The 12,736-nt window shown below is 62.4% G+C and carries 10 protein-coding genes, 1 tRNA gene and 1 pseudogene; 9 read left to right on the top strand and 3 right to left on the bottom strand.

Annotated elements, in window-relative coordinates:
* The first annotated feature begins 47 nt into the window (after positions 1 to 47).
* Positions 48 to 3,029: a UPF0182 family protein gene (locus tag ACTXG5_RS26510; RefSeq protein ID WP_445161607.1), complete on the top strand. Its 2,982-nt coding sequence runs from the start codon at positions 48 to 50 to the stop codon at positions 3,027 to 3,029.
* Between the two features lie 6 nt (positions 3,030 to 3,035).
* The gene (locus ACTXG5_RS26505) at positions 3,036 to 3,935 is read left to right on the top strand and encodes an SDR family oxidoreductase (protein WP_445161606.1); all 900 of its coding nucleotides are present in this window, start codon (positions 3,036 to 3,038) and stop codon (positions 3,933 to 3,935) included.
* On the opposite strand, the gene ACTXG5_RS26500 is transcribed toward ACTXG5_RS26505, so the two are convergent.
* Complete coding sequence (locus ACTXG5_RS26500; protein ID WP_445161605.1) at positions 3,932 to 4,903, bottom strand: GlxA family transcriptional regulator; 972 nt, start codon at positions 4,901 to 4,903, stop codon at positions 3,932 to 3,934. The two genes, ACTXG5_RS26505 and ACTXG5_RS26500, sit on opposite strands and share 4 nt — an antisense overlap.
* 106 nt (positions 4,904 to 5,009) lie before the next feature.
* On the opposite strand from ACTXG5_RS26500, the gene ACTXG5_RS26495 reads away from it, so the two are divergent.
* From ACTXG5_RS26495 to ACTXG5_RS26470, 6 genes and pseudogenes are all read left to right on the top strand, one after another.
* Complete coding sequence (locus ACTXG5_RS26495) at positions 5,010 to 5,660, top strand: HD domain-containing protein (protein WP_445161604.1); 651 nt, start codon at positions 5,010 to 5,012, stop codon at positions 5,658 to 5,660.
* A 41-nt stretch (positions 5,661 to 5,701) separates the two neighbouring features.
* Complete coding sequence (locus ACTXG5_RS26490) at positions 5,702 to 6,202, top strand: Dps family protein (RefSeq protein WP_445161603.1); 501 nt, start codon at positions 5,702 to 5,704, stop codon at positions 6,200 to 6,202.
* 26 nt (positions 6,203 to 6,228) lie between these two features.
* The gene (locus tag ACTXG5_RS26485; protein WP_445161602.1) at positions 6,229 to 6,765 is read left to right on the top strand and encodes a cupin domain-containing protein; all 537 of its coding nucleotides are present in this window, start codon (positions 6,229 to 6,231) and stop codon (positions 6,763 to 6,765) included.
* Positions 6,766 to 6,837: 72 nt separating this feature from the next.
* A tRNA-Met gene (locus ACTXG5_RS26480) sits at positions 6,838 to 6,911 on the top strand.
* A gap of 331 nt (positions 6,912 to 7,242) precedes the next feature.
* Positions 7,243 to 8,790, top strand: coding sequence for an acyl-CoA synthetase (locus tag ACTXG5_RS26475; protein WP_445161601.1), 1,548 nt, complete (start codon positions 7,243 to 7,245; stop codon positions 8,788 to 8,790).
* 103 nt (positions 8,791 to 8,893) lie between these two features.
* Positions 8,894 to 9,263, top strand: a pseudogene (locus tag ACTXG5_RS26470) (hypothetical protein); the annotation flags it as partial.
* Between the two features lie 23 nt (positions 9,264 to 9,286).
* Here the strand turns inward: ACTXG5_RS26470 and ACTXG5_RS26465 are convergent.
* On the bottom strand, positions 9,287 to 10,783 hold the full coding sequence (locus ACTXG5_RS26465; RefSeq protein WP_445164607.1) for an aldehyde dehydrogenase family protein: 1,497 nt from the start codon (positions 10,781 to 10,783) through the stop codon (positions 9,287 to 9,289).
* Positions 10,784 to 11,356: 573 nt separating this feature from the next.
* On the opposite strand from ACTXG5_RS26465, the gene ACTXG5_RS26460 reads away from it, so the two are divergent.
* Positions 11,357 to 12,238: an AraC-like ligand-binding domain-containing protein gene (locus tag ACTXG5_RS26460; RefSeq protein ID WP_445161600.1), complete on the top strand. Its 882-nt coding sequence runs from the start codon at positions 11,357 to 11,359 to the stop codon at positions 12,236 to 12,238.
* A 108-nt stretch (positions 12,239 to 12,346) separates the two neighbouring features.
* Here the strand turns inward: ACTXG5_RS26460 and ACTXG5_RS26455 are convergent, their stop codons facing one another.
* Positions 12,347 to 12,712 carry a nitroreductase/quinone reductase family protein gene (locus ACTXG5_RS26455; RefSeq protein ID WP_445161599.1) on the bottom strand — a complete coding sequence of 122 codons (366 nt, stop codon included), beginning with the start codon at positions 12,710 to 12,712 and terminating at the stop codon, positions 12,347 to 12,349.
* Positions 12,713 to 12,736 lie beyond the last annotated feature (24 nt).

The following is a 12,736-nucleotide window of genomic DNA, read 5'->3' as shown; positions in this document are numbered from 1 at the left end:
CCGGCGACTAAATGGAGACCAGCCACATCGATCAGGGAGCGTAGCCAGTGGGGATGCGGCCCACCGCACGGATGCCGAAGCTGACTCGGCGCAGCCGGATTCTGATCTTGATCGCGCTCGGTGTGATCGCGCTGCTGCTCGCCGGCCCGCGACTCATCGACGCCTACGTCGACTGGTTATGGTTCGGTGAGCTCGGCTACCGCTCGGTGTTCACCACCGTGCTGGTGACCCGCATCGTGGTGTTCTTGATCGCCGGCCTGCTGGTCGGCGGCATCGTGTTCGCCGGGCTGGCGGTGGCCTACCGCACCCGCCCGGTCTTCGTCCCGAGTAACGACAACGATCCGGTCGCGCGGTATCGCACCCTGGTCATGTCACGGTTGCGGCTGGTAGCCATCGGCATCCCGGCGGCAATTGGACTGTTGGCCGGCGTTGTCGCGCAGAGCTACTGGGTGCGCATCCAGCTGTTCATGCACGGCGGAGACTTCGGGATCAAGGATCCGCAGTTCGGTAAGGACCTCGGCTTCTATGCGTTCGAGCTGCCGTTCTACCGGCTGGTGCTCAGCTACCTGTTCGTGTCGGTGTTCCTGGCTTTCATAGCGAATCTTCTGGCGCACTACATCTTTGGTGGCATTCGGCTCTCGGGCCGTACCGGTGCCGTGAGTCGTTCGTCGCGGATTCAGTTGGTCAGCCTGGTCGGCATGCTGGTACTGCTCAAAGCCTTTGCGTATTGGCTGGACCGCTATGAGCTGTTGTCGCACACGCGCGGCGGCAAGCCATTCACCGGTGCCGGATATACCGATATCAATGCGGTGTTGCCGGCGAAGCTGATCCTGATGGCGATCGCGCTGATTTGTGCTGCCGCGGTCTTTTCCGCGATCGTGCTGCGGGACTTGCGGATTCCGGCCATCGGCCTGGTTCTGTTGTTGCTGTCGTCGTTGATCGTGGGCGCCGGGTGGCCGTTGATCGTCGAGCAGATCAGCGTGAGACCCAATGCCGCGCAAAAGGAAAGCGAATATATCAGCCGAAGCATCACGGCGACGCGACAAGCGTATGGGCTGACGTCCGACGCGGTGACCTATCGCAATTACAGCGGCGATAACCAGGCCACCGCCCAGCAGGTCGCGGCGGACCGCGCGACCACCTCCAACATCCGCTTGCTCGACCCCACGATCATCAGCCCGGCGTTCACGCAATTTCAGCAGGGCAAGAACTTCTACTACTTCCCCGACCAGCTGTCCATCGACCGCTACCTGGACCGCAACGGCGCGTTGCGTGACTATGTGGTCGCGGCCCGAGAACTCAATCCGGACCGGCTGATCGACAACCAGCGTGACTGGATCAACCGGCACACCGTGTACACCCATGGCAACGGCTTCATCGCGTCGCCGGCCAATACCGTGCGGGGCATCGCCAACGACCCCACCCAGAACGGTGGCTATCCGGAGTTTCTGGCGAACGTCGTCGGAGCCAACGGCAGTGTGGTGTCCGACGGGCCGGCGCCGCTGGACCAGCCGCGCATCTACTTCGGACCCGTCATCGCCAACGCGGCGGCCGACTACGCGATCGTCGGAAAGAATGGCGCCGACCGGGAATACGACTACGAGACCAACACCGAGACCAAGAACTACACCTACACCGGGCTCGGGGGAGTCCCGATTGGCGACTGGCTATCCCGCAGCGTGTTCGCCGCCAAATTCGCCGAGCGAAACTTCTTGTTTTCCAATGTGATCGGCTCCAACAGCAAGATCCTGTTCAACCGCGATCCGGCAGCGCGGGTGGAGGCGGTGGCGCCGTGGCTGACGACCGACAGCTCCGTCTACCCGGCGATCGTTAACAAACGCCTGGTGTGGATCATCGACGGCTACACCACTTTGGACAACTACCCGTATTCCGAACTCACTTCCCTGGAGTCCGCGACCGCTGACTCCACCGAGGTGGCGTTCAACCACCTGGGTCCCGACAAGCAGGTCTCCTATATCCGAAACTCGGTGAAGGCGACGGTGGACGCCTACGACGGGACCGTGACGCTTTACCAGCAAGACGAGCAGGACCCGGTGCTCAAAGCCTGGATGCGGGTTTTCCCGGGGACGGTCAAGCCCAAGAGTGACATCACTCCCGAGCTTGCCGAGCATCTGCGTTATCCCGAGGACCTGTTCAAGGTGCAGCGGATGCTGCTGGCGAAGTATCACGTCAACGACCCCGTGACGTTCTTCTCCACCTCAGATTTCTGGGATGTGCCGCTGGACCCGAATCCGACGGCAAGCAGCTATCAGCCGCCGTATTACATCGTTGCGAAAAACATTGCGAAGCAAGATAACTCGGCCTCATACCAGTTGACCAGCGCGATGAACAGATTCAAACGCGATTATCTGGCCGCCTACATCAGTGCCAGCTCCGATCCCGCGACGTACGGCAAGATCACGGTGCTGACCATCCCGGGTCAGGTCAACGGTCCGAAGCTGGCCAATAACGCGATCACCACCGATCCGGCGGTATCTCAAGACCTCGGTGTCATCGGGCGTGACAACCAGAACCGAATCCGGTGGGGCAACTTGCTGACGCTGCCGGTGGCTCAAGGTGGGCTGCTTTACGTCGAACCCGTTTACGCCTCTCCGGGGGCCAGTGACGCCGCCTCGTCGTACCCGCGGCTGATCCGGGTGGCGATGATGTACAACGACAAGATCGGTTACGGTCCGACGGTCGGTGACGCACTCACCGGGTTGTTCGGGCCTGGTGCGGGTGCGGCCGCGACGGGGATTGTTCCCACCGATGCCGGTGCACCCCAGACCCCGCCCGCGAGTCCACCAACGCCGGCCGCGCCGCCAGGCTCGCCGCCGCTGCCAGCGGCAGTGCCCCCGGCTCCGGACGGATCGACGACATTGTCGCCCGCCAAAGCGGCTGCCTTGCAGGAGATTCAGACGGCGATCGGCGCCGCGCGCGATGCGCAGAAGAAGGGTGATTTCGCCGGCTACGGCGCGGCACTACAGCGGCTCGACGACGCCATCACCAAGTACAACAACGCGAAGTAGATCGCCGTGGGACGCGTCATTGTGGTTACCGGCGCATCGAGCGGGTTCGGTCGGCTCAGCGCCGAAGCGTTGGCGCGTGCCGGCCACACCGTCTATGCCTCGATGCGTGACATCAACGGCCGCAACGCCTCTCAGGTCGAAGCCGTCAGCAACTTCGCCAAGGAGAATGGCGTGGACCTACGGACCGTGGAAATGGATGTCCAGTCGCAGGTTTCGGTGGACGCCGCTATCGAACAAGTCGTCAACGCCGATGGCCGCATCGATGTGCTGGTCCACAACGCGGGCCACATGGTGTTCGGCCCCGCCGAGGCGTTCACGCCGGAACAGCTGGCGCAGCTCTACGACGTCAACGTGGTGAGCACGCAGCGGGTCAACCGGGCCGTGCTGCCACACATGCGACGCCAGCAGCAGGGGCTTCTCGTGTGGGTATCCAGCAGCAGCTCGGCCGGGGGCACGCCACCGTATCTGGCGCCCTACTTCGCCGCCAAGGCCGCGATGGACTCACTGGCCGTGTCCTATGCGCGCGAACTGACCCGGTGGGGCATCGAGACGTCGATCATTGTGCCCGGCGCATTCACCAGTGGTACCAACCACTTTGCCAATGCCGGCTCACCTGGCGACCAGGCGGTGCTCGCCGAGTACGAAGCGGGCCCCTATCCGGATTTCGGAGTCCGTGTTCAGGAGGCCTTCAACGCCATCGTGCCTGCGGACGCCGATGTATCCGTGGTTGCCGACGCGCTCGTCAGCGTGGTCGACACCCCATTTGGCAAGCGCCCGTTCCGGGTTCACATCGATCCGGCCCAGGACGGCGCCGATGTCGGCTTCGCGGTGCTCGATCGGCTCAGGGCTGAGATGTTGCATCGCGTCGGCATGTCAGATCTGTTGAATCCAGCCAACTTGAACTAGGCCGTTGCCGTGCGGAACCTGTCCCGGTAGGCCTTGGGCGAGACACCCAGGTAGTCGACGAACACCCGCCGGAGGGTTTCGGCGCTGCCGAAGCCGGCCATCCGCGCGGTGTCGGTGACGGTGCGACCGGCGTCGAGTGCGGCGCGGGCGGCATCGATGCGCACCATTTCGACGTAGCGGGCCGGGGTGGTGCCGAGCTCGGACTGAAATAGCCGGGTCAGCTGCCGCGTACTCAACGACGCCTGCGCCGCAAGAGTTTTCACGCTGTGGTTGGCGGCCGGGTTGGCCGCGACCGCATCGGTGACCGCGCGCAGCGGTGATTGTGGCGGTGGATCGGCCTCAACCAACACCGAGAATTGTGATTGGCCGCCCGCCCGTTTGAGATAGACGACCAGCCACCGAGCCACGTCGCGGACCAGTTCGGTCCCGTAATCCATTTCGACCAACGCCAGCGCCAGGTCGATACCCGACGACACCCCGGCCGAGGTGAAGACATCGCCGTCGCGGATGAAGATCGCGTCGGGCTCGACCGTGATGTCCGGGAAGGCCCGGGCAAATAACCGGGCATCGTGCCAGTGGGTGGTGGCGCGCCGACCGTTAAGGAGCCCGGCCTGGGCGAGTAAGAACGACCCCGTGCAAATGGACGCCATACGCCGGGTCCGTGCCGACACTGATCTGATGGCGTCGACAAGCGCGGGATCAATCGCTCGCCTGGGCAAGTTGTCGCTGCCGGCGACCATCACGGTATCGGCGGAATCGATCGACGAAATGCTGTCGGTGACACCCAACCGGGTCCCGATCGAGCATGTCACGTCACCCCCATCCACTGAGGCGATTTTGAGCTGGTAGTCGGCCCCGAACCGGTTGGCCTCGACGAAGACTTCAGCCGCTCCCGCGACGTCTAACAGCGTCACCGCGTCGAAGACGACGATCACCACAACCCGCGAATGCGCTCCGACTTCAGCCACGAAGCCATTGTGTCGCTTTCTGTGGAGAAGACGGCGCGAATGGCAACGGTCGGCTAACTCGGGACCCCGCAAACTAATAACCAAGATCACCCGAGGAGACGAGATCATGGATATTCAGTTGATGAACACCATCGCGGACATCGCCATACCCGACACACCACTGGTGCGCGACATCACCACCTACATCCACGACGCCGAAGACGACTTGCTCTTTAACCATTCCCGCCGGGTGTACCTCTTCGGTGCCCTACAGGGACGACGCCGCGGTCTGGAACCGAACCTGGAGCTGCTCTACGCCGCGGCAATGTTCCACGACCTGGGCCTCACCGAGCGCTACCGCACCTCGCAGCAGCGCTTCGAGGTAGACGGCGCCAATGCGGCGCGGGAGTTCCTGCTGGGGTATGGCGTCGATCAAGCCGATGCCGACAAGGTGTGGCTGAGTATCGCCTTGCACACCACGCCAGGGATCCCGGAATTCCTGGCAACCGAAATCGCCTTGGTGACCGCTGGTGTTGAAACCGACGTGCTGGGCATCGACCGCGACGAGCTTTCTCCCGATGCGCTTGCCGCGGTCACTGCGGCTCATCCGCGTCCGAACTTCAAGCAGCGCATCCTGACGACGTTCAACGACGCAATGAAGCACCGCCCGCAGAGCACCTTCGGCACCGTCAACGACGACGTGCTCGCACACTTCGACCCGACGTTCGTCCGCGAGAACTTCGTCGACATCATCCTCAACAACACCTGGCCCGAATAGCCCCTCGACCCGAGCCGCATTGCTAGCTAAAGGAATCCGCCATGACAACTGCACTGTCCAGCACCCGTCGTGACGTCGACGAGGTTCGGCCTTTTCACGCCCCGGCCAGCTTGTTCGAGAACCTGCAAAGAGTGCTCGTCGACTTGATCGAGTTACATCTGCAAGGCAAGCAAGCGCACTGGAACCTGGTCGGAACCAACTTCCGCGATCTGCACCTGCAGCTCGACGGCATCGTTGATACGGCGCGCGAGGCCAGCGACACGATCGCCGAACGTATGCGCGCCTTGGATGCGGTTCCCGATGGGCGCTCAGACACAGTCGTTGCAACGACATCCGTGCCCGCGATCCCGCCAGGTCTCGTCGGCGCCACCGAAACGGTCGACATGATCAGCAACCGGATTTACGCTGTCGTGGGCACTATGCGCGCCGTGCACGACGACGTCGACGCCGCCGATCCCTCGACCGCCGACTTGCTGCACGCGATCATCGACGGGTTGGAGAAAGAGGCCTGGCTGCTCAAGTCCGAAAACGGTGCAGCTTAACGGATTTCAGCGAGGGGGCAGATCAGATGGCCAACGCGAATCAAATCGGGGTTTCGGTGGTGCAGCCCGGCGAGGGCGATTCCGTCGCCATCCCGGGCTTTGGGGCGGTGTTCAAGCTCTCCGGCAAGAACAACAACGGCGAGGTGTCCATCGTCGAGCATCCGTTTGAGGTCGGCTTCATCTCCGCGGCGCACCGCCACACCCGCGAGGACGAGCACTCCATCGTGCTCGCCGGTGAGATCGGCTTCCGGTCCGACGACAGCGAAGTAGTCCTCGGCCCCGGTGGCTACATCACCAAGCCGCGCGGGCAGATGCACGCGATGTGGAATGCCGGCACCGAGCCCGGTCGCATCGTCGAGATCATCACTCCCGGCGGGTTCGAGAACTACTTCCGTGAACTGGGCGAGTTGCTCCTCGAGCACGCGAGCGACGCGGCGGGCAAGCCACTGCACCAGACGGCGGAATTCGATGCATTGGCGGCCAAGTATGGGCTGACCTACGGGACACCGGACTGGATGGACGATATCGCGCAGCGATACGGCCTGAATCCGCCATCGCACTGAGCTGGGCTTTCGCTCTCGCCGACCCGCGATTTGGATAGCTTCGTACGTGTTCGGTAACCTGGCATTTACCAACGCGGGGTGGAGCAGCTCGGTAGCTCGCTGGGCTCATAACCCAGAGGTCGCAGGTTCGAATCCTGTCCCCGCTACAAAGTGAAATGGCCCCGGAGATTTCCGGGGCCATTTTCATGCCGCCCCGTCTGTCGGGGCGGTACGGCCGCCACCGATTGGGAACGGTGCTGCCTGCTCGACGGGGTCGCTGTCGTCGTTCCCTCGGGGGATGGCTTCCGGCTCCTGGCAGGTCGTGCTGGCCGCAATGGCGGGCCGCCAGACTCTCGTGCACTTGATCCACTAGCTGAGTACGCCGCTGAGACCGTACGCGTCTACACAAGCTCTTGTGCGTTTACGCACAACATCGCCGCCCCGCGAGTGGCCAGACTTTTTGGCAATAGGGCGCATCGAAGTTAGGAATGTCCGCGTATGCAACTCACCCAGGGCCTACACCGATCTTTGCAAACCACACCGGATCGGACGGCCACGATTTTTGGAACGCGCGAGCGTACATTTCATGAGCAGGCAGACCGCGTTGCGCGGCTGGCCGCAGGCTTACGCGCGCTGGGTGCCGGCGCTGGCGACCGCGTCAGCATGCTTGCACTCAACAGCGACCGCTACGCGGAGTATCTGCTGGCGGTACCGTGGGCCGGCGGTGTCGTAAACCCGGTCAATATTCGCTGGAGCGCCGCCGAAATCGCTTACGCCCTCAACGATTCGGGTACCTCCTGCTTGCTCATCGATGACGCGTTCGTGCCGGTAGGCGAGGAGTTGCGGCAAAGGTGTCCGGACTTGCGGTGGTTGATCTACTGCGGCGAACAATCGGTGCCCACTGGGATGGTGGGCTACGAGGATCTCGTCGCGGCGCACCTACCGATGCCCGACGCGCGCCGCTGCGGCGACGACCTGGCGGGCCTGTTCTACACCGGCGGCACAACAGGTTTTCCCAAAGGCGTAATGCTCTCCCATCGCAACATCGTGACTTCGGCGCTGGGTACGCTCGCGACCAGGCAAGGAGTACAAGAGGGAGCGGTGCTCCTGCACGCGGCGCCAATGTTCCACGTTGCCGGTCTCTGTGGATGGATCGCCCAGGTCTTGATCGGCGGCGTGCATGTGATGGTTCCGGCGTTCAAGCCCGACGCCGTTTTCGCGGCGATCCGCGACCACCAAGTCACCGATGTCGTATTGGTTCCCACGATGATCCAGATGCTCATCGACGACCCCGCGATGGGCGAGTACGACATGAGCTCGCTTCGTAACATCCTTTACGGCGGTTCACCGATCTCGGAGGCGCTGCTCACGCGCGCCATGCGGTTGTTGCCCGGAGTCCGGTTCACTCAGGTCTACGGCATGACCGAGGCCGCGCCCGTGGTCAGTCTGCTATGGCATCAGGATCACCACGGCAGTCTGCTGAACTCGGCGGGTCGTGCGGCGCCGCATTCCGAGATCAGGGTCATCGACGAATCCGGCGGTGCAGCCCCGACCGGCGCTGTCGGCGAGATCTGTGTCCGCGGTGACCATGTCACACGCGGCTACTGGAATCGACCGGATGAAACCGCCGCTGTCCTCGTCGATGGCTGGTACCGCACCGGCGACGCGGGGTACCTCGATGCCAACGGATTTCTTTATGTGGTTGATCGCGTCAAGGACATGATCATCTCCGGCGGTGAGAACGTGTACGGAGCCGAAGTCGAAAACGCCTTGAGCAGTCATCCTTCGGTTGCCGCCTGCGCGGTGATTGGGTTGCCCAGCGATCAATGGGGTGAAACAGTGCATGCCGTCGTCGTGCCCGCTGCCAACGCGGAGATCGATCCAGCCGCATTGCAGAAACATGTCAGGGCTCGGCTCGCCGGCTACAAGGTGCCGCGCAGCATCGAAGTCGTTGAACAGCTACCGCTTTCAGGCATCGGCAAGGTACTCAAGCGTCAACTGCGCGACGATATTCTGTCGCGTCCAACGGGCGCCGGCGCGCGGTAAACCATCGGTAACGGGTAACCAATGCGACCCTGTTGTGCATTGCTTCGCGGCGCCTAGCTGTACTCGGCCGGAGGCGTTGAGTGTGCCGTCGCACCCGTGGTGCGGTGTCGGATTCGACTACGTCCATTCGGTCGTCGATGATCACTCCCGGCTGGCCAACTCCGAGATGCTGCCCGACGAGAACGGAATCACGTGCATGGCGTTTCTCGAGATCAGCGCCGCGCTCGGAGCCGCGAGGTCTTCACGACCAATGTTGCCCGCTGGGCAACCCTTGGACCCTGCTCGAGCACTACAACAATCAACGACGCCACTCAGCCATCGGCGGCCAACCCCCGATCAGCCGAATCTCACTAACCTCACTGCCGGGTACGCCTAAACCGCGTCGCCAGCTTTGTGGGTGTTGGCGGGTCTGGGAAGCCGGGCACTCGCGGAAATTGCTCAGGCACAGCGGCATTGGACTCTGCCGCAGCTAACTCCTAACCCAGCTCGGGACGCGCTAAAGCTGGACGAAGACCGCTTTTTCCTCGGTGTAGTCCTGGTACCAGTCCAGCCCGAGGTCTCGGCCGTACCCGGACTGCTTATATCCGCCGAACGGCATGGTGGGGTCGAACTGCATGGTGGTGTTGACCCACACCGTGCCGGCCTTAATCCGTCGGGCGATCTTATGTGCGCGGCTGAGGTCTCGTGTCCAAACCGCCGCGCCCAGGCCGTATTGCGTGTCGTTGCTCTGGAAAACCGCGTCGTCCTCATCGCTGAAGCCGATGACCGACACCACTGGACCGAAGATCTCCTCGCGCGCGATGCGCATCGAGTTGGTGACGTCGTCGAACACGGTCGGTTCCACAAAATATCCGCTACCCCCCATGGCTGCTCCGCCCGCGCGGGCCGTGGCGCCTTCGTCCCTGCCGACCGCCAAGTAGTCCTGAACACGATCAAACTGCTCCTTGCACGACACCGGTCCCATCGTTGTCGCCTCGTCCATGGGATCGCCAACCTTGATCGACGCCGTCTGCTCGGCCAGTCGCGAAACAAATTCGTCCTTAAAATCCTGCTGAACGAACAACCGAGTGCCCGCCGCGCACACCTGGCCAGAGACAAAGGTGAACGCCAAAACCGAGCCCGGCAGCGCTTTGGAGAGATCCGCGTCGGAGAAGACAATGTTCGGCGACTTGCCGCCGAGTTCGAGCGTCAGCCGCTTGAGGTTCCGGTTCGAAGCTTCAAGGATCTTCCTGCCGACCTCGGTCGAGCCGGTGAACGATACCTTGTCGATTCCCGGGTGCTCTGCGATGGAGGACCCTGCGCCCGGCCCGAACCCAGTGAGGATGTTGATAACGCCTGCCGGGACTCCCGCCTCGACGGCCAGCTCCGCAAGCCGCATCGCGCTCAGCGGCGTCTGCTCTGCCGGCTTGAGCACGACCGTGTTGCCTGCCGCCAGCGCCGGCCCGATCTTCCAGCTTGCCGCCAGCATCGGTCCGTTCCAGGGGATGATCGAGCCAACCACTCCGACGGGTTCGCGGAGCGTGTAATTGAACCGGTCCGACGCCGACGCGACGGTATGGCCGCTGAGGTTAGTGGCAGCGCCGGCGAAGAAGTGAAGCGCTTGAACGGCCATAGAAACCAGCACACGAGCGGACGAGATCGGGGTGCCGTTGTCGATCGTCTCCAGCTGGGCGATCTGTTCGCTGTTCTGATCCAGCAGATCGGCGAGGTCGCGAAGGACCTTCGCACGGTCGTGCCCGCTCATGCGGGACCACGGTCCTTCTTCGACAGCAGTGCGCGCGGCCTTCACTGCTTCATCGACGTCGGCCTTATCGGCCTCCGCGGCAAGTGCGATGACTTGCTCAGTCGCGGGATTGATCGACTCAAACACCTTGCCGGACTTGGCCTCAACAAATTCGTTATTGATCATCAAGCGTGGCTGATGATTGTCGAGCCATTGCTGAACGGCGGGGCTTAAGGCCGGCTTCGTTGGGCTGTGCGTGGTCACAGACACTCCTTTGCTTTTCACGACGCGTCAGCCTCACCGATGCAGACACGTCAACTTGAACTCAATGCTTGCGGGGTTGAGACAGTCGCGATAGCGCGTGCGCGTACACCACATGCGTGTGTGCGTCCTGCCTGCGGCTGCGCCGGTGAGTCCAAAGATGTTCTGAAGAGCTTGCGCGACGACAAAGTCGCAAGTTGTGTGCGCAACAACGCTAATTGTGTGCGCAAAGACACAAGCTTTGTTGGTCTGCCCGATCTCATAGTGGCGTTGACTGTCGGCACGCGACGAAATCTGTAGCTCGACTATCTGTAGGGGGACTGGGTCATTTCAACGTCGTGCAACTCGCTGAGCAGGATGCCGGTAGAATCGCTGTCGACGTCCGTGCGTAGTCGACAGCGCGGCTTTTCCGACACGGACTTCGGCGGAAGGGATAGCGCAACGGGTGTGACCGAGCGGCCACAAGACACGGCGACACGCGCGTCACTGAACGCTGCCGCGCCGGACAGGAACTTGTCTCGGTGTGCGCCGAAGGCTGGCGCCGCCGATAGCGGCGGGGGTTGCGAACGGTGGCGCGAGGATATGGCTGCGAAGTTTGTACCCGTCGACATAGTGGCCACGGCACACGACTACAACCTCACCGGCGAATTGACAACCGCGACAGTCGGATCGATTAGCGTCGGTGAGCTGTCCAGCAGTGCCGTTGATTTCCGCCGCACCGCCGCAAACATCCGACGCGGCGACATGGGCGGCGTGAAGGTCAGTGTGCAGCTGCGTGGGAGAGGTCTCATCGTTCAGAATGGTCGCGAGGCAGTGCTGAATCCGGGGGATTTCGCTGTGTATGACACGAGCACTCCGTACGCGATGCATTACGCGAGCAGGTTCGACACGCTGGTGCTGATGTTTCCCCGCACATCATTGAAGATCACCTCTGACCAACTCAGGAAGGCGTCCGCACAACGCATTCCGGGAGACCATGGCATCGGGGCGCTAGTCTCGCAGTTTCTGATTGCGCTTCGACCAAGGCTACGGGCCGGCACACTATCCACGACGCCGATGATGGAAGACGCAGTACTTGATCTCATCAGCGCCGTCGCTATCGACAACACGCAGTTCGGCCGAATTCCGGCACGCGCTAGCTTGTTAGTTGGTGCAAGGACCTTCATCGGTGCACACCTTGCCGAGCCGGATCTTGACACCTCAAAGGTCGCGGCCGCGTTGCATATTTCGCCCCGATATCTCCAAAAGCTTTTTGCGGCAGAAGGATTGACTGTAGCCGGATCGATCCGATCGAGGCGTTTGGAGCGCTGCCGACGAGACTTTCAGGATGCCAGGCTGCTGGGGGAGGGTGTCAGCGCGATCGCGGCGCGTCATGGGCTATACAACTCGGCTCATTTTTCCCGGATGTTCAAAGCGACTTATGGGATATCGCCAACCGCGTACCGGGAAGCATTTCGACCCTAAAGTCCGGTGTTGTCACAGGGGTCCGTCCTTGACAACTGCTGCTTCAGCCACACCGGACTGGTGGCCACTTCATGCCTTTGGGAACTGATAGGTCGCCATCTTCGTCGGTCAAGAGTTGGCAAGCCGGACAATGACCGTGACACGGCCGTTTTCGTCTCGCTGCGCCACCGCGTGGCCGGAGCGCCGGGTTCCGTCAAGACTCAGCGTCAGGGGTGCGCCGTCGCCAAGAAAGTTTCGCCACCACGCCTTGGCGTCGGGCATGTTTGCGGCGATTTCGATTTCGTCACCGCTGCGCCGGTATGCCACCGGGATGCTGAAGGTGCGCCCGGAGCGTCGTCCCGTATAGGTGATCATGGTGATGTTGCGCCTGATCAATCGACCGAAGCGCGGGGAGTTCGTTAACGCGGCCACCGGTGCATTCATTATTGGAGCGGCGCGCATCAGTAGTCTGCCGAAATTCGTGAACTGAGACATGGTGTCTGTATTCCTTTGGTTGTA

This window comes from Mycobacterium sp. Dal123C01 (assembly GCF_052566995.1).
Note: the sequence above shows the minus strand (reverse complement) of the source record. Positions and strands in the feature narration are given on the sequence as shown.